Below are 17,106 nucleotides of genomic sequence, written 5' to 3'. Positions count from 1 at the left end.
TGCAGGGTAACAGCCTTTGTCTTACTACATTTTAACACTCTAAATAGTTTAGATGATTAGTTACTTTGCGCCGTAGTCTTCAGCTCTCGGCACACCCATTCTAAACTATCATAAACAGGTCTGAAACTTATACCTGTGGCTTTGCGCACTTTGTCGTTGCTAAAAAAATGCTGCTTGCCAGTAATACGCGCTGTATCTTTTGTAATCAGAGGTCTGCCACCTGTAAACCATGTGCGCACATGTTCCAGGCGCCACACAACTTCTGCCAATGCCGGAGGCACTTTAAATCCTGGGGCTTTTTTACCAAAGCTATGGGCAACAGCTTCAAAAAACTCCTTGTAGCTCAGCTGCTCTGCGTTTAATATAAACTTTTCCCCCGAAATATCAGAGAAAGTTAGTTGCAGCATGGCCTCTACCACATCACGTACATCTACAAAATTAGCGCCACCTTCGGTATAAAAAGGGTTTTCGTTGTATACATATTTAAATAGCTGTGTACTGCTGCGGTGCCAGTCTGCGGGGCCAAGTATAACCGATGGGTTCACAACCACAGCTTTCAATCCTTCTGCCACACCACGCCATACTTCCAGTTCACCAAAATATTTAGAGCTTGCATAGGCAGAGTGTTCTTCGGCTATATCCCACTTATCTTTCTCTGACAGCACTTTAACTCCCTTTGGCCTGCCAATGGCGGCGATAGAGCTTACATGGCACAGCTTTATATGGCCATGTTCCAGACAGGCATTAACGATGTTGGCAACACCCTCTATGTTTACCTGCTTAAGCAGTTCTCTATCTTGCGGGGCATATGACACCAAACCGGCACAGTGAAAAACATAGGCAACATCTTTTAGAGCGCCTCTCAGAAAAACCGGATCCAACACATCGCCCTCAAGCCATTGTACTTGCCCTGCTACCTGCGGCACCTGCCCCCGGTAACTAGCCTTAACAGAGTAGCCTTGCCCTAGTAACGCAGGAATGAGAAAACTGCCAATAAGGCCGCTGCCGCCTGTTACAAATACCGTCATGACTTGTAGAATTAAAGTGGGGTTAACTAGAGTTGATTGTTGCGTACGGCTAAGGCTAAGGCCTTTGGCAGGTACTTGCTGGCTAATACTTTGTTTAGAGATCCGGTGTGTTTCAGCCCATGCACATCCGATCCTAAAAAATCTACCATGCCATTATCAATCAATTTCTCGGCTACTGCCTTGGCCCCTGGCGAGTAATATCCTGAAAGAGAATTAAGGTTAGGCTGAAACAGAACACCTTGCCTCCATAGTTCTACGAGCTCCTCAAACTTACCGTAAAAGTAATTGTAACGTTCAGGGTGTGCCAGCACCGGCTTGTAACCTTTAGAGCGCATCTTAAAAATTGCCTCACGCAGGTTAAGTGGCTCGTTTAAAAAAGATGTTTCGAACAGAAGATAGTTATCTCCGAAGGTTAAGACTTCTTCATCATTCTCCAACTTCTCCAGGAAACCTTCATCCAGGTAATATTCCGCAGCACAGTCTAATTCCATTTCGATACCTGCCTGCTGCACGGCCTCGCGTAAAAGTTGCAAACGCTCCCGAATGCCCTCCGGAGTGTTCTTATAGAAATCGCTCATGATATGGGGTGTCATGATCAGCTTCCTGTAACCAAGTTCCTTCATGGCCAGCACCAGTTCCAAAGACTTCTCCAGGCTATCAGATCCATCATCGAGGCCCGGCAGGATATGAGAGTGCATATCAACGCCAAGTGCGCTGAAAGACTCTTCAACCACGCTTTCTCTTCTAAATAGGCTTTGTAGAAACTTTTTCATTTGCTGTTCCTTAGCACAACCAATCTACCGGTTAATGCTTGTAAGTATAATACTAACTTCAAAGATAACGCAAATAATAGCCGCTATCAAAAAATACTGGTAGCTGGCTGCAAGCATCATACTTTACTATACAATATAAGTTAAATTACATGTTCTACGTTGGCTTTTACGTACAATTGCATAGCTTTGTAAACAACGGATAGGGTAAAGCCGTTAAATACGCTACTTTAAATCTGCTACACTAACACTTTTGATGGAATTTAAACTTACAGAAAATCAGCGCATGATCGCGGACATGGTCCGTGACTTTGGTGCCAAGAATATTAAGCCAAAGATGCGTGAATGGGACGACACACAGGAGTTTCCGGTTGAAGTATTTAAGAAACTGGGTGAACTGGGCCTGATGGGCGTTTTAGTGCCAACACAGTATGGTGGTTCAGGCTTTGGTTACCTGGAGTATGTTACAGCTATTGCAGAACTATCTAAGATTGACGGTTCCATCGGCTTATCTATGGCGGCTCACAACTCGCTTTGTACTGGCCATATCCTACAATTTGGCAACGAAGAGCAAAAGCAGAAATACCTGCCTAAACTTGCAACTGCCGAGTGGATTGGTGCCTGGGGTTTAACCGAGCCTAATACGGGTTCTGATGCCGGCAATATGCGTACTGTTGCTGTACAGGATGGAGACCATTGGGTTATCAATGGTGCCAAAAACTTTATTACGCATGGCAAGTCAGGTAACGTGGCCGTAGTTATTGTGCGCACAGGAGAAGTAGGCGACTCTCATGGCATGACTGCTTTTGTGATTGAAAAAGGCACACCTGGCTTTAGCGCTGGCCGCAAGGAAGACAAGTTGGGAATGCGTGCCTCTGAAACAACAGAACTTATTTTCCAGGATTGCCGCGTACATAAAGACCAAATTTTAGGTGAGGTTGGCGATGGCTTTATTCAGGCTATGAAAGTTTTGGATGGCGGACGTATCTCTATTGCAGCACTATCGCTGGGTATTGCTCAGGGCGCATTTGAGGCAGCATTGGCTTACTCGCAAGAGCGTAGCCAATTTAATAAGCCAATCTCAAGCTTTCAGGGCATTGCTTTTAAGTTAGCGGATATGGCTACAGAAGTAGAGGCAGCCTCATTGCTTACTTACCAGGCTGCTGATATGAAAAACCGTGGCTTAAACGTAAATAAAGAGTCTGCCATGGCAAAACTGTACGCATCTGAAGTATCAGTTAGAGTGGCTAACGAAGCTGTGCAGATTTTTGGCGGCTATGGCTTTACGAAAGACTATCCAGCCGAAAAATATTACCGCGACGCCAAACTTTGTACCATTGGTGAGGGAACAAGCGAGATACAAAAGCTTGTTATATCAAGAGCTATACTTAAATAATAGGCTTACAGGCAGTAAATTGCGCTTTTTAGTGTAGTCGCCTATTTATTTTTCACAGATTTGGATAAATATTTGCCCAATCTATTGATTTTTAAGTATAACCTTCGTTAAATTTGCAATCCTAATTCTAAGAGAAGAGAGATAACATGATTATTGTAAACGTAAAAGATAACGAGTCAGTAGACCGTGCACTAAAGAGATTCAAAAAGAAATTTGAAAGAACTGGCGTTCTGAAAGAGTTACGCTCAAGAACCTTTTTCGAAAAGCCATCTGTAGCTAAGAGAAAGCAAAAAGAAAGAGCTGCTTACAAGCAGAAGCTTTTTGCTGATCAAAACTACTAGTCTTTCTAGCAATATATTTAATAATTCCATAAATTAGTGTAGCTGACCTTCACATCGGCTACATTAATTTATGGAATTATTCTTTAAGTACTTACAGTACGAAAAGCGGTATAGCCCGCACACCCTTACCTCCTATCATACAGATTTAGGTCAGTTTACCGAATACTTAAATCAAGTATACCAGATTACTGATCCAGCCGAAGCTGATCATACAATTATCCGTTCCTGGATATTAACCCTTGTTCAGAACAACATTAAACCTAGGTCTATTAATAGGAAGATTGCATGCCTGCGCTCCTATTATAGATTTCTGCTTTCGCAACAGCGTATTTCCGTTAACCCTATGGTGCGCATCAAAGCACCTAAAGCACCTAAAAGGCTTCCCGCCTTCGTACCCGAAGAACCTTTCAACAACCTGTTAGATAGCTTTGACTTTAAAGATACTTTTGAAGGGCAACGCGACAGGCTTATACTGGAGTTTTTGTATGGCACAGGTATTCGCTTGGCAGAGCTTATCGGCATTGAAGAAAATGATCTAGATATGCGCGCTAAAACGGTGCGTGTGCTAGGCAAAGGCAATAAAGAGCGGATTGTACCTATCAATGATTCGCTGGTGAGCTCTATTGAAGTTTACCTGCAGCACAAGAAAAGCGAAATAGAAGATAACAATTCAGAAAAGCTGCTCGTTACTAATAAAGCTCGTCCTCTTTATCCAAAGTTCGTTTATCGTGTTGTAAAAAAGTATATTAGCTTGATAACCACCTCCGATCATAACAGCCCACACGTGTTGCGGCATTCTTTTGCTACACACCTGCTTAACAAGGGAGCTGATTTAAACGCCATAAAAGATTTGCTCGGACATTCCAGCCTGGCGGCAACGCAGGTTTACACGCATAACTCAATAGAGCAGCTTAAATCGATATTCGAGAAAGCACATCCAAAAGCATAAGTTAAACCATTTAATTATACGACTATGAAGCTACAGATGCATTCCATCCACTTCGAGGCTGACCAGCAGCTTACCGATTTCATCCAGCAGAAAGTAGACAAGCTTGAAACTTTCTATGATCGCGTTGTGGAAGGGGAAGTGTTCCTCAAGCATAATAACAACGATGGTATCGATACTAAAACTGTGGAGATAAAGCTGTTTGTACCAGGCTCTACGCTTTACTCAGAAGAGGACGCGCCATCGTTTGAGGCCGCCGCCGATGCCGCAGTTGAAGCTATGCGACGCCAGCTAAAGAAGTATAAGGAAAAACAGATGGCTCACTAAAAACTACCAACATTGATTTATAGTTACTGCTGATAAATTATAATCATCTACCCATAAAAACAAAGGGCCTGCTAAGTATAGCAGGCCCTTTGTTTTTATGGGTTTATAAAGCTTTTGCAACCTTACGGTTTTCTAAAACTACAGATTAAACTCTTTTTTAATCTGATCTACATAATCCAGTTTTTCCCAGGTAAAGGTTTCGAATTCCTTCGTTTCTTTCTGGCCGTTAACTGAAACTTCTATCTTTTTGATACCTGGTGTTCTACCCATGTGACCATAAGCAGCAGTTTCAGAGAAGATCGGGTTCTGCAAACCAAATCGCTGAACAATGGCATAAGGGCGCATATCAAACAACTTGCTTACTTTTTCTGCAATATCTCCATCGCTCATGATGTTGCCGTTAGCATCTTTCACCTTTGTAGAGCCATATGTTGTTACATAAAGGCCAACCGGCTTTGCAACACCGATCGCGTAAGCTACTTGTACCAACGCCTGATCAGCTACACCAGCAGCTACTAAGTTTTTTGCAATATGACGCGCCGCATAAGCAGCAGAACGGTCAACTTTAGATGAGTCTTTACCAGAGAATGCACCACCACCGTGAGCACCTTTACCTCCATAAGTATCAACTATGATTTTGCGGCCAGTTAAACCAGTATCGCCATGTGGACCACCAATAACAAATTTACCTGTTGGATTGATGTGGTACACAATGTCATTATTAAATAGCTTCTGTATACGCTCTGGCAACAACTTTAGTACGCGTGGCATTAAAATAGCATCAACATCTTCCTTGATCTTGGCTACCATTTCCTTTTCAGCAGTATCCTTTGCCTCCGCGCTATTGCTATCAGCAGTTACAAACTCATCGTGCTGCGTAGATATTACGATTGTATCAATCTTCTCTGGCACATGGTTGTCGCTGTAACGGATAGTTACCTGTGATTTCGCATCCGGTCGCAGGTAAGTCATTTCTTTGCCCTCTTTACGAATAGCAGAAAGTTCTTCAAGCAACAAATGAGAAATGCTAAGCGCTAACGGCATATAGTTGTCCGTTTCGTTTGTAGCATAGCCAAACATCATACCTTGGTCACCAGCTCCCTGGTCTTCAGGGTTTGCCCGCTCAACGCCTTGGTTAATATCCGCAGACTGCTCATGAATTGCAGAAATAACACCACAGGCATCTGCGTCAAACATATATTCTGACTTTGTGTAGCCTATGCGCTTTATAACATCACGGGCCACTTTCTGTACATCAACGTAAGCTTCGGTTTTAACCTCGCCACTCAATACAACTAAACCAGTTGTAACAAGTGTTTCGCAAGCTACCTTAGACTGAGGGTCCTGCTTTAAAAATTCATCAAGTAGTGCGTCAGATATCTGGTCCGCTACTTTATCTGGATGTCCTTCTGATACTGATTCAGAAGTAAATAAATACGGCATTTTAATTAGGGTTTAGGTACAAAGTATAAACCTGGCTACCATACTTGATAGCGGGTACAAAGCTAAGACAATTATACCACAGTTAAAACATGTTATACTCCCAGATAGGTTTGTAAAACGCTATTAGGCGCCTGCGTTCAAAGCCGCATCGCCTATAGTAGCCAATAATAATACTTAAGATATCTGCAGAAAAGTGGTTTTAGCTAACTGTATTGCAAAACCATTAACTAAGCAGCCACGTTTCTAGTACAATTTAGATTTCAACAGGAAACAATTTTATATGAAACGGATAATAACTTTATTCTCAATCCTAACACTCTTTATAAGCCAAGCTTACTCCCAGAATGGGGATTCTCCATATAGAACAAGTCTTAAAGTTGATGGGCCTATTATCATTGCGGGTATGGGCCTTAGCTATTATGGCTTAACCTTAATGCAAGACAAAAATGGCCTTTCGGAAGAACAGGTAAATGCACTTCGGAAAAGTGATGTAAATGGCTTTGACAGGTTTTCAGCTGGATGGGATTCAGAATCAGCGAAGAAAACGAGTGATATACCTTTTTACGGCTCGTTTGCGCTGCCTTTCGCGATGATGCTAAACGACAATATCGGAGCTAAAGCAGGCCAGGTACTCGTGCTGTATGTAGAAACAATGGCAGTAACTGGAGCGCTTTTTACAATGACTAACGGTAATGCTCCTCGTACAAGACCCATGGTCTACAGTAATGACGTGGAGCTTCAGGAAAAAACAAGGGCTAATGCGCGCAACTCATTTTATGCAGGCCATACTGCAGCAGCTGCAAGCGCTTCGTTTTTCGCAGCTAAAATATTTCATGACTTTAACCCGGACTCAAGAGCAAGACCTTATGTATGGGCTGCTGCCGCTGCCGTGCCTGCTACTGTAGGCTATTTGAGGTTAAGAGCTGGTAAACACTTCCTGAGCGATAATTTGCTTGGTTATACTATGGGAGCTGCTGCCGGTATACTTGTACCGCAACTGCACAAGAAAACGAACAAGTCTAACTTAAGTTTAATGCCTATTACAGCACCAGATTATAGAGGGGCTTTGCTAAGTTATACTTTTTAGAAGAGCTAGTGAATATCAAACCATAAGTATAAAAAAAGGCAGAGCTAATGCTCTGCCTTTTTTTATACTTATGGTTTGATATTATATGTTAACTTCTTGTAGTTAGATGCAGCTTTAAGCTTATCACTATCTTCTAATTCAAGCTTTAAAACTGAAGAACTACCAGATTTAGGCAAGTTAACAACAATATAGCCAAAGCTACTATTTGCTGCTACAGTAAATTTACCAGCGGTAGCAAACGTGTAACTTGTCCCTTCAATAGCAGTAGTCCCTTCAACTACTTTAAACTTTCCTTCAAGCGGAGCAGCTTGCTGAGGTCCAATTAATTGAACTTTTATACTATCCACTTTAGCTGCAGATCCTACTATTACCGTTTTAGTAGCTAATGGAAATTCAACTTGAAGCGGACCCTCATATGCTGTTTCGTTATCATCGAAGCAAGAGGACAAACTCACCACCACAGAAAGCAGCAGTATATATATATAATTCTTCTTCATTATTATCGACTATTAATATTTAGGATTCGGCTTAATGTTAGGATTAGTATCAATCTCAAGAGTTGGGATGTTCGCTAGTATACGATAATCTGTATAAGGAACTTCTGGAGCTTTTGTTGCTGTTAAAGCTCTTCTCTTAAGATCAAACCATCTGTGTCCTTCATAAGCAAGTTCAACACGTCTTTCCTTTAAAACCTCTGCAATCAATTCTGCTTTTGAGTCTGTAGTAGATACAGCTAAACCTGCTCTAGAGCGAATCTTGTTAAGGTCTTTACGAGCATCCTCAAGTCTGCTTAGTTCTGCCAATGCCTCAGCTCTGTTTAAATATACTTCTGCAATTCTGATAATTTTGATATTATCAAGACCATAGGCACCTTTGCTTCCTGCATACTTCTGGTTCCAGAAAACGTTTTCGCTTCCTTTTTTAACAGGAACTAGTAAGCTCTTACGTGCATCATTTTGCTCGTAATCAGCTAGCAAGTTTTCAGTTGGCACTAAATCACCATAACCTGCGCCATTTGGATCATTGCCGTTGCGCATGTAAATCGACTGAATTGAATTAGACAATTGATTTTCATTTGACTCAAAGTTCAATTCAAATATTGACTCAGGGCTTGTAGCACTCTTGAATATTGTAGCATACTTAGTTGGATCAGTTACTAGTGAACTTCCTCTTGCATTGATAACAATATCAGCTGCATCAACTGCCTTTTGCCACTCACCAATATAAAGATAAACTCTTGATAACAAAGCATGTGCAGCCACACTAGTAGCACGAGTAGGATAGTCTGCTGCTCCAAGTAAGCCTGCTGCATCATTCAGATCCTTGATCACTTGGGCATAAACTTCACTATTAGTATTTCTAGCTGGATATGTTACAGCTTCAAACTTATCAGTAGGAGCTAATATTAACGGCACACTTTGATTCCAACCTTCTACTTCTTTTCCTGGTTCATAACCATATACTCTTGCAAGATCAAAATAGCTAAGGCCTCTAAGAAACAAAGCTTCTCCTTTTAAACGGCTCTTCTGTTCTTCAGAAGCATCTTTTAAATTATCAACAGCAGCAATAACATTGTTCAGCATGTTAATTGTGCCATAAGCATTATAATCTGCACCTCTCCATAACGCAAAATGAGAATTCTGTGTGTTATTATACTGACCTACAAATCTGTTAGAGTTTGCAAGCGTTACTTTCATATTATCTGAAAGCACCTCAGAAATTACTACAAAGTCACGGCCATAGTACCCTATATTCTGCAGTCCGTTGTAAGCACCTATCAATGTAGAGTTAGCACCTGTATAAGTATTAAGTGCAACCTCTGTAGATACTGATTGCTTAGGCTCTGTGTCTAGGATATCCTCGCATGAAGATGCCCCAAACGTCAATGTGCCAAGCAAAATATATGTTAAAATATTCTTATTCATTGTTAATGTTCTGTAAAATTAGAAACCTACATTAATACCTACTGTGTAGCTCTTGCTCTGAGGGTACACACCATAGTCACCGCTAGAGTTAACAAACTCTGGATCATAACCTGTGTATTCTGTTAGAGTCCAAAGGTTATTTGCTTGAGCATACACCTTAACATTGTTTAGTCTGGCAAGTTGCGTTAAAGATGCTGGCAGGTTATAAGACAACATTAACTGCTTTAAGCGAATGTATGAACCATCTTCGTAGAATCTGTCAGATAAGGCATACAATGATGAAGTAGCTACTGTTGTACCCGGCTCAGGGCCTACGTTGCTACCACCATACCAAGGCTTTGGCACACTTGTAATATCGCCAGGCTTAGTCCATCTGTCCATCATGCTTGCGTACTGGTTCCGGTCTACTGTACTGCCAGAACGAGACATAAATATACCATCTTGGTTTAACACAAGGTTACCAACTTGATACTGGAAGAAGCCTGAAAGCTCCAGTCCTTTATAAGAGAATGTGCTTGTGAAACCACCAAAATAGTCTGGCTGCGTTGTACCAATATATGCTCTGTCTTTAGTGGCTACTGAGTAAGTAATTTCACCTTTATCATCGTACCACATAGCTCTACCATCAGCTGGGTTTACACCGGCATAACGATAAGTCAGAATTGATCCCAAAGGACGGCCAACTACAGTAGATGTACCGATACTGTTCTGTCCATCTAACAACTTAGTAACTTCGTTCTTGATAAAGCTGATGTTAAAATCTGTTACCCATTTAAAGCCACCAGCATCAACATTTACAGTAGAAATTTCTAACTCAATACCTTTGTTTTGAGTTGCACCAACGTTTTGAGTAATATTGTAGAAACCGCTAGAGGCAGGTAGTGTTCTATCCAGCAGGAGCTTTTCTCGGTTACTGATAAAGTAATCAGCTGCACCACGTATACGGCCGTTAAACAAAGTATAATCAATACCAAAGTTCATTGAGCGGTTCTCTTCCCAAGTCAGTTCAGTATTTGCTAACTGAGATGGACCGATACCAGCTAAACCATTATACTCTCCAGCTGTACCAAACAAGCCTCTGCTGGCAAAGTTGCTTATACCATTTGTATTACCTGTTACACCGTAGCTTGCACGTAACTTCAACTCATCAACAAACTCAAACTGGTTCATGAACTCTTCTTCTGAGATACGATAAGCAAGAGAAGCTGCAGGGAACAGACCATACTTTACATCATCTCCAAAACGAGAAGAGCCATCATATCGAAGTGTTACACCAGCAATGTAACGGTCTTTTAGCACATAGTTAAAGCGACCGAACACACCAAATAGCTTAAATTGAGTATAGTTTGCACTAACTTCAGTTGGGGTTGCAGCAGACTGCAGCGTTTTAAACAGTTCGTTAGGAAAGCCCTGACCGCCTGCCGAAATAGTAGTATTTACATCATTTCTGTACTCAACACCTGCTAATGCACTTATGCTGTGAATTGAGTTAACTGTTTTGTTGAAATTTAACGTTTGAGACGTTTGCCAGTTTACTCCACGTGTACTATAAGCATAAGCACTACCTTTTGTAGATGAACCATCACGAGTACGTGGATCATAATACCTATCCTCCATCAAGTCAAAGTAATCAACTTTGAAGGATGATCTGAAAAGTAAGCCTGGGATGATTTCATAAGCTGCACCAAAGTTACCAACCGCCTGATTTGTTGTACCTTTTATTTGATCATAGTTAGCAGTCATTAAAACGTTGTTATTGTATGAGCCTTCTAAATTCTGATTATAAGTACCGTCTTCGTTGTAAATTGGGTTAGTAGGCACCATTAGCATCGCAGATCTGTTCGGGTTAGAGAACGCACCACCAGATGTAACACCATTTTGAGTGAAAGTACTTAGATTCAAGCTTGTGTTGAATGATAACTTATCATTAACCTTATGATCTAAGTTTATTCTCATTGAACCGCGCTCAAAGTCAGAAGAAATAACAGGACCTTCAGTAAAGTTGTAAGCACCAGAAACAAAGAAATTAGTTTTATCACTACCACCAGAAGCAGAAAGGTCAAAGTTGCGAATTGCTCCATTACGAAACACAGCATCCTGCCAGTCATATGTAGGAGCGTTCTCAGGGTTAACTCGACTAGCTACCCAGTCTTTGTATGTTTTTGAATTATAGCCGTAGCGGTTACCTACAGCTTCGCGGCTTAACTGCTCATATTGAGGACCTGTTAATACATCAATTTCTTTGATAACCTGGTTAAAACCGGTGTAAGCACCAAAATTGAATTTAGTTTTACCACCCTTACCACGTTTTGTTGTGATAATAACTACACCATTAGCAGCCTGAGCGCCATAGATAGAAGCAGCAGCAGCATCTTTTAAAACGTCAATAGACTCGATGTCATTAGGGTTAAGCGCACTTAATGCGTTAGACGAAGACATGATACGAGATCTGTCTCCTGAGTTTACCTGAACACCATCGATGATGTAAAGAGGATCATTGCTACCGTTGATAGAGCCGACACCACGTATTCTGATTTGGACAGAACCACCTGGCACACCCGTAGTAGATGAAACCTGAACGCCAGCAAGACGACCTTGAATAGCTTTATCAAAGCTTTGTACTGGATTGTTTTCAATGACAGCACCTTTGATTTGAGCAGTTGCCCCTGCAACTTCTTTCTTTTCCTGCACGCCGTAGCTAGTAATAACAACTTCAGAAAGCGTCTTGGTATCTTCCTTCAGTTGCACATTTATACTTGTCTTACCGGCTGTACTGATTTCCTGCTGAACGTAACCCAAGAATGAGTACAAAATCACAGCATTGTCAGACGGCACGTTAACAGTATAACTTCCGTCACCAGAGGTAAATGTTCCAGTAGTTGTTCCTTTAACAACTACGTTTACTCCTGGTAAAGGCTGACCATTCCCAGCGTCAGTAACTTTCCCTGAGATAGCTCGACTTTGTCCGAACGCTAAATTTGTTAGCGTTAGTAACAGAGCCAAGCCCATAAATAAAAATTTTCTCATAAAGTAGATTAGATAATTGGTTAGATAGATTTTAATTGTCCCCAAATATATCTTGAATTCTGGTATGCAAAAATTTTTATCTTAAAATAAATTAACCTCTCAAAACTGCTTTAAAACACCTGTAACGGTAATTTACAACAATCATTTTCCGCTATATAGCAAAGCCAAAATATACTTTGTTTCTCCCTATTTTATGGTTCAAAGACAAAGTCTAAACACTAAATAGTTGTAATTTAAGGAGATTGCAAGCAAGCATTAAATATAATACAATAAAATACGAGTTAACGCATATAGCTAAAATGAAATGAGTAAACCTGTTTAGAGCATTCATACATCCTATGTTTAGACGCTATCACAAACTTCCATATTTGAAAAGTATAATAAAAAAAATTAGCGCAAAAGTTAACTTTCTGCGCTAATTACCGTTAAAGGCTTTTTTAAAGTTTATTTTTTAAGATTCTTCTCAAATAATTTAAAAATGCGCTTATACTCGTCTGTCCAACTTGCTGGTTCTACAAATCCATGATCTTCAACAGGGTATACTGCCAGTTCCCAATTATCTTTTCCAAGCTCAATCAGGCGCTGTGATAAACGCACAACATCCTGAAAGTGCACATTTGTATCTACCATGCCATGGCAAATCAATAAAGCACCTTTCAAGCCTTCCGCGTAGTATATAGGAGAGCTTTTAGCATAGGCCGTGCTATCCGTGTATGGTGTGTTAAGAATGTTAGAAGTATAGCCGTGGTTGTAGTGAGCCCAGTCTGTTACAGAGCGAAGCGCCGCTCCTGCCGCGAAAACATCCGGCTCTGTAAACATGGCCATCAAGGTTATAAAGCCACCATAAGACCCGCCATAGATACCTATCTTTTTAGGGTCAACGTTATACTTCTCTACCAGGTGCTTCGCCCCGTCTACGTGATCACTCAGGTCTTTACCACCCATAAAGCGGTAAATGCCTGTGCGTACATCGCGGCCGTAGCCGGCGCTGCCTCTATAATCTATGTCCAGCACCGTATAACCCTGATCTACCAAAAAGTTGTGGAACATGTACTCTCTAAAATATGTACTCCACCATTGGTGGGCGTTTTGCAGGTAACCTGCGCCGTGTACAAAGATCACAGCAGGCCCGTTCTTCTGTGCGTTCTCAGGTTGGTAAAGGCGGGCATATACATCCATGCCATCCTGTGCCTTAAAGGTTATCACCTCCGGTTCGCGCCAGTTATAGGATTTAAACTCGTCTGTTAAAGAACTTGTTACCTGCTTCGGCCTGGCTCCTTTTTTGTTATCCATCACATACAATTCCCATGGCTTGTTGCTAGCAGAGTAACGTACTGCTAAAGTTTTCTCATCAGGAGACAGCTGCACTTCATGGGCACCTTTCATACTTGTAAGCTGCACCATTTCGCCGCCTTTTACCGGCATACGGTAAAAATGTTTTATACCTGGGTGCACTTTATTTGCCGTAAAGTAAAAGTTCTTTTTGTCATCAGACATGCGCACTTCCGACACCTCAAACTTACCGCTTGTAAGGGCTTTCTTTTTGCCTGTATTCACATCTAATGCATACAGGTGCGAGTATCCGCTTTCTTCAGAATGAAACCAGATGTTTTCGTTATCAGCCATCCAGCCTATATCGCCTGTACCGTAGCCTATACCAGGTCCACTTATCCATGCCTCATCGTGCTGGCGGTCCAGTAAGCTAAGTTTACCTGTTGCAGGATCTAACTTTAATATCCAGCGGTCTTTGTTATCCTGGGCTCTTGCCACTACTACAGCATGCTTGCCATCTTCAGACCAGATGGGCCCATAAATAGCCGCAGCACGCAATTCTGCTTTTTTAGAATTGGCATCAGCTGATTTGGTTGCACTTGCTTTGGCCTCTTTTTCTGTTAAGTAAGCAGGCCGGTCATAAATACCTTCCACATCTTTCATCAACACAGCAAAGGCTGTATCGCGTTTGGTATCGTACACAAAAAACTCGTACGTGTTTTGGGCATCTCCAACCTTTGTGCGTGTATTTATGTCTTCTGTATAACCAGACGATGTAACATAATCGGGTACAATCGCTACCTTACTGTTTTTAGGGCGCGTTATAAGCTGATACGTAATAAAACGCTCGTCTGGGCTTAGGGTAAGGCTGTTCACGAATTTATCTTCGATGTAGATTTCCTTCGGTCTGGCAGGCGCATCGGCTAAGCGCTGCTTCTGCTGTTGTTCCTTGGCCTCTTCACGCTCTTTTACAATCTGAAGTAAAGACAACTGTTGTTCTTTCAGCCAGTCACGCTGCTCATTTTTGCCCTCTCCTGCTGGCTTGCGCCCCTTTTTAAAGTCTGTTAATTGTATTGTCTGGCCATTTGTAATACTCCAGGCATATAAATTACTGTCTTTTATATAGGTAACCTTCTGCTCATTGTTGCTGAATGCAGGGCTGCTCTCCCTTTCTACCGTATTGGTTACCTGCTGCACTTTGCCATTCTTAACGTCATATAGAAAGATGTCACCGTTTTTCTCGTACACCTTTTTAGTTTGCGCCAGGTTATAGGCTCCGTTTTGAGCAGGTAAATTTCTGCGCTCCCTGGCACTTACCTTCTGTATGTTTTTTCCATCGGCACTAGCGCTGTAAAGCGAGTCGCTGCGGCTTCCTTCAGGGTTCCAATAGAAGTATACCTTCTTACCGTCCTCAGACCAGAAAACATTGCTTGGCGATGTGCCAATCCATTTCGGGTCGCGCATTATTTTTTCTACGCTTAGGGTAAGTTTTCCATCCTGGGCCTGAACTGCACCTCCGCATAGTATAAGCCAACTTAGTATGGCCAGCGCTTTTCTTTTAAATAGCATTGTAGATTTAGTATAGTGGTTTAGGTAGCTGTAATGTACTTCAAAATAAAAGATTATACTTTAGGAAGCAAAATCGCCGGCTACCCTAGTGCTGTATGGTAGCCGGCGACTGGTTTACTTTAAGATTTTCTCTTTGAGGCAAAATCCATACTTGGGTGCTGCTCGTGGTGCTTGGTTATACTTTGGTAAAACTTTGCCAGGGTTAGGGCCTCTGCCTCTCCAAACAACTTACCCATAAAAGTAATGGTTGTAGGCATCCCGTTTTTCTGGAAACCGTTTGGCACCACTACACAAGGGTGGCCTGTCAGGTTTGTAACCACCAGGTTACTGCTGGCGAACGATGGACTCAGGTATACATCTACATCCTTTAACTTTTCTTGCATTTGCTGCACTAAAAGCGTTCTTACACGCTGTGCCTGCAGGTACTCTACAGCCGGCACAAATCTTCCTGCCCTGAAAATAGTTGGCCAGGCATTTTTGTGCTGCGCCACTAAAAGGCTATCGCGGCCGCTACGGGTAAGCTCGTCAAAGGCAGCTGCCCCCTCTACTGATATTGTTAAAGTTAGCGCGCGTGCCGGCAAATCTGGCAACTCAATCGGCACCAACTCTATGCCCGCTTTCCGTAAAGCCGCTAGTGTTGCCTCGTCGTTTTCTTTAAATCCATAGTCGCGGTCAAAATCAGCTTTTAGGTAACCTACGCGTAGCTTCTTCGGGTTTATACTTGGGTTGTAGTTAAATGGCACATCATAAACTGACTGATCTTTGCCATCCGGGCCATGTATGGCATTAAACACAATCGCAGCATCTTCTGCAGAGCGGGTAATCGGCCCAATCTTATCCATAGACCAGCTTAATGCCATTGCACCATGCCTGCTTATACGGCCAAATGTTGGCCTAAGCCCTGTAGTGCCGCAAGCTGTTGAGGGGGATACAATAGAACCCAACGTTTCGGTACCGATGGCATAAGGCACCAAGCCGGCCGCTACCGCTGCCGCTGAACCTGCAGAGGAACCACTTGACCCTTTGTTGACATCCCAGGGCGAGCGTGTTTTGCCGCCGTACCATACATCACCCATCGCTAAAGCTCCTAGTGTCATTTTAGCCACTAGCACACCCCCGGCATCCTGAAGCCGCTGCACAACGGTAGCATCTTCATCGATCACCTGGTCTTTGTAGGGCATAGCACCCCAGGTAGTTTTATACTTCTTGGTTGATAAAAGATCTTTTACTCCGAAAGGTATACCGTGCAGTATGCCTTTGTACTTGCCTGCTTTTATTTCTTTGTCGGCTTTGCGGGCTTGCTCTAGTGCCATCTCTTCTGTTAGGGTTGTAACGCACTCCAGCGTTGGACCATACTTTTTAAGGCGCTCCAGGTAAAACTTTGTAAGGTCTTCGGAGCTTATTTGTTTTGTCCGGATAAGCTCTGCCAGTTGCGGTAAAGTATAAAACGCCAGCTCGTCGCGATTTTTTGGCAGCTTTACGTTGCTTGGCTTGGCTACCTCAAACTTAGCTTTCTGCTTTTCAAAAGTATATCCTACAGGTATAGGGTTAAAAGCTAAAGCTGGCGCCACACTATTCGGCAAAGGCTGCTTTCTAAGCAACTCGTAGCTTTGCTGAAACTCCTCCAGGTCAGTTAATGTGGAGTCTAACTGGGCATCAGTAAAGTTTAACCCTATCAATTTTTGCGCCTCCCGCACAATGCTTACTGATAGTTTAGTATCGGCAACTTTAGAAACGAAGGCGCCGGAGATAAAGCATCCTGCTCCTAATGCTAAAGTATAAATTTGTCTTTTGTTCATGATCAGGGGATATAGTTGCTTTACAAATTAGCAGTTATAATTTAGCTATATTCTGTTTAATCACAATATTAATCTCCTGGCATACCTACAGACTTCACACTATTTAAATAAGAACAAGCTTATTTAAGGCAGCAAAGCGTGTACAGCAGAATCTAGGACATAAAAAAAGCTCCCGA

13 protein-coding genes are annotated in these 17,106 nt (G+C 42.2%); 5 read left to right on the top strand and 8 right to left on the bottom strand.

The window, feature by feature from the left end; all coding sequences use genetic code 11:
* Window positions 1-56 precede the first annotated feature (56 nt).
* Window positions 57-1,028 carry an NAD-dependent epimerase/dehydratase family protein gene (locus tag Q1A23_RS10020; protein WP_299822655.1) on the bottom strand — a complete coding sequence of 324 codons (972 nt, stop codon included), beginning with the start codon at window positions 1,026-1,028 and terminating at the stop codon, window positions 57-59.
* 26 nt (window positions 1,029-1,054) lie between these two features.
* Complete coding sequence (locus tag Q1A23_RS10015; protein ID WP_299822653.1) at window positions 1,055-1,801, bottom strand: CpsB/CapC family capsule biosynthesis tyrosine phosphatase; 747 nt, start codon at window positions 1,799-1,801, stop codon at window positions 1,055-1,057.
* A 253-nt stretch (window positions 1,802-2,054) separates the two neighbouring features.
* On the opposite strand from Q1A23_RS10015, the gene Q1A23_RS10010 reads away from it, so the two are divergent.
* The 4 genes from Q1A23_RS10010 (at window position 2,055) to raiA (ending at window position 4,808) form a co-directional block, all read left to right on the top strand.
* Window positions 2,055-3,194, top strand: coding sequence for an acyl-CoA dehydrogenase (locus Q1A23_RS10010; protein WP_299822651.1), 1,140 nt, complete (start codon window positions 2,055-2,057; stop codon window positions 3,192-3,194).
* 146 nt (window positions 3,195-3,340) lie between these two features.
* On the top strand, window positions 3,341-3,535 hold the full coding sequence (gene rpsU / locus Q1A23_RS10005; RefSeq protein ID WP_219875676.1) for a 30S ribosomal protein S21: 195 nt from the start codon (window positions 3,341-3,343) through the stop codon (window positions 3,533-3,535).
* A gap of 70 nt (window positions 3,536-3,605) precedes the next feature.
* On the top strand, window positions 3,606-4,484 hold the full coding sequence (locus tag Q1A23_RS10000; protein WP_299822643.1) for a tyrosine-type recombinase/integrase: 879 nt from the start codon (window positions 3,606-3,608) through the stop codon (window positions 4,482-4,484).
* Window positions 4,485-4,508: 24 nt separating this feature from the next.
* Window positions 4,509-4,808 (top strand): ribosome-associated translation inhibitor RaiA, encoded by a 300-nt coding sequence (gene raiA, locus Q1A23_RS09995; RefSeq protein ID WP_299822640.1) that lies wholly within the window; start codon window positions 4,509-4,511, stop codon window positions 4,806-4,808.
* Between the two features lie 138 nt (window positions 4,809-4,946).
* On the opposite strand, the gene metK is transcribed toward raiA, so the two are convergent.
* Window positions 4,947-6,251, bottom strand: a complete 1,305-nt coding sequence (metK, locus tag Q1A23_RS09990) for a methionine adenosyltransferase (protein ID WP_299822637.1) — start codon at window positions 6,249-6,251, stop codon at window positions 4,947-4,949.
* A gap of 433 nt (window positions 6,252-6,684) precedes the next feature.
* Here metK and Q1A23_RS09985 point away from each other — a divergent pair, with 433 nt between their 5' ends.
* The gene (locus Q1A23_RS09985; RefSeq protein WP_299822634.1) at window positions 6,685-7,338 is read left to right on the top strand and encodes a phosphatase PAP2 family protein; all 654 of its coding nucleotides are present in this window, start codon (window positions 6,685-6,687) and stop codon (window positions 7,336-7,338) included.
* 68 nt (window positions 7,339-7,406) lie between these two features.
* On the opposite strand, the gene Q1A23_RS09980 is transcribed toward Q1A23_RS09985, so the two are convergent.
* The 5 genes from Q1A23_RS09980 to Q1A23_RS09960 all read right to left on the bottom strand — a co-directional run bounded on the left by Q1A23_RS09980 (window position 7,407) and on the right by Q1A23_RS09960 (window position 16,930).
* Complete coding sequence (locus Q1A23_RS09980) at window positions 7,407-7,835, bottom strand: hypothetical protein (protein WP_299822631.1); 429 nt, start codon at window positions 7,833-7,835, stop codon at window positions 7,407-7,409.
* Between the two features lie 12 nt (window positions 7,836-7,847).
* Entirely contained in the window at window positions 7,848-9,263 is a 1,416-nt protein-coding gene (locus Q1A23_RS09975; protein WP_299822628.1) for a RagB/SusD family nutrient uptake outer membrane protein, read from the bottom strand.
* 18 nt (window positions 9,264-9,281) lie between these two features.
* Window positions 9,282-12,290 carry a TonB-dependent receptor gene (locus Q1A23_RS09970; RefSeq protein ID WP_299822627.1) on the bottom strand — a complete coding sequence of 1,003 codons (3,009 nt, stop codon included), beginning with the start codon at window positions 12,288-12,290 and terminating at the stop codon, window positions 9,282-9,284.
* Between the two features lie 444 nt (window positions 12,291-12,734).
* On the bottom strand, window positions 12,735-15,131 hold the full coding sequence (locus Q1A23_RS09965; protein WP_299822625.1) for a prolyl oligopeptidase family serine peptidase: 2,397 nt from the start codon (window positions 15,129-15,131) through the stop codon (window positions 12,735-12,737).
* 119 nt (window positions 15,132-15,250) lie between these two features.
* Complete coding sequence (locus Q1A23_RS09960; protein WP_299822622.1) at window positions 15,251-16,930, bottom strand: amidase; 1,680 nt, start codon at window positions 16,928-16,930, stop codon at window positions 15,251-15,253.
* Between the last annotated feature and the right edge of the window lie 176 nt (window positions 16,931-17,106).

The organism is uncultured Pontibacter sp. (assembly GCF_947492645.1).
Taxonomy (GTDB): domain Bacteria; phylum Bacteroidota; class Bacteroidia; order Cytophagales; family Hymenobacteraceae; genus Pontibacter.
Note: the sequence above shows the minus strand (reverse complement) of the source record. Positions and strands in the feature narration are given on the sequence as shown.

Bases quoted from the DNA above. Each gene is read 5' to 3' on its own strand.
- Q1A23_RS10020 (WP_299822655.1), bottom strand. From the start codon at position 1,028: ATGACGGTATTTGTAACAGGCGGCAGCGGCCTTATTGGCAGTTTTCTC.
- Q1A23_RS10015 (WP_299822653.1), bottom strand. From the start codon at position 1,801: ATGAAAAAGTTTCTACAAAGCCTATTTAGAAGAGAAAGCGTGGTTGAA.
- Q1A23_RS10010 (WP_299822651.1), top strand. From the start codon at position 2,055: ATGGAATTTAAACTTACAGAAAATCAGCGCATGATCGCGGACATGGTC.
- rpsU (WP_219875676.1), top strand. From the start codon at position 3,341: ATGATTATTGTAAACGTAAAAGATAACGAGTCAGTAGACCGTGCACTA.
- Q1A23_RS10000 (WP_299822643.1), top strand. From the start codon at position 3,606: ATGGAATTATTCTTTAAGTACTTACAGTACGAAAAGCGGTATAGCCCG.
- raiA (WP_299822640.1), top strand. From the start codon at position 4,509: ATGAAGCTACAGATGCATTCCATCCACTTCGAGGCTGACCAGCAGCTT.
- metK (WP_299822637.1), bottom strand. From the start codon at position 6,251: ATGCCGTATTTATTTACTTCTGAATCAGTATCAGAAGGACATCCAGAT.
- Q1A23_RS09985 (WP_299822634.1), top strand. From the start codon at position 6,685: ATGCAAGACAAAAATGGCCTTTCGGAAGAACAGGTAAATGCACTTCGG.
- Q1A23_RS09980 (WP_299822631.1), bottom strand. From the start codon at position 7,835: ATGAAGAAGAATTATATATATATACTGCTGCTTTCTGTGGTGGTGAGT.
- Q1A23_RS09975 (WP_299822628.1), bottom strand. From the start codon at position 9,263: ATGAATAAGAATATTTTAACATATATTTTGCTTGGCACATTGACGTTT.
- Q1A23_RS09970 (WP_299822627.1), bottom strand. From the start codon at position 12,290: ATGAGAAAATTTTTATTTATGGGCTTGGCTCTGTTACTAACGCTAACA.
- Q1A23_RS09965 (WP_299822625.1), bottom strand. From the start codon at position 15,131: ATGCTATTTAAAAGAAAAGCGCTGGCCATACTAAGTTGGCTTATACTA.
- Q1A23_RS09960 (WP_299822622.1), bottom strand. From the start codon at position 16,930: ATGAACAAAAGACAAATTTATACTTTAGCATTAGGAGCAGGATGCTTT.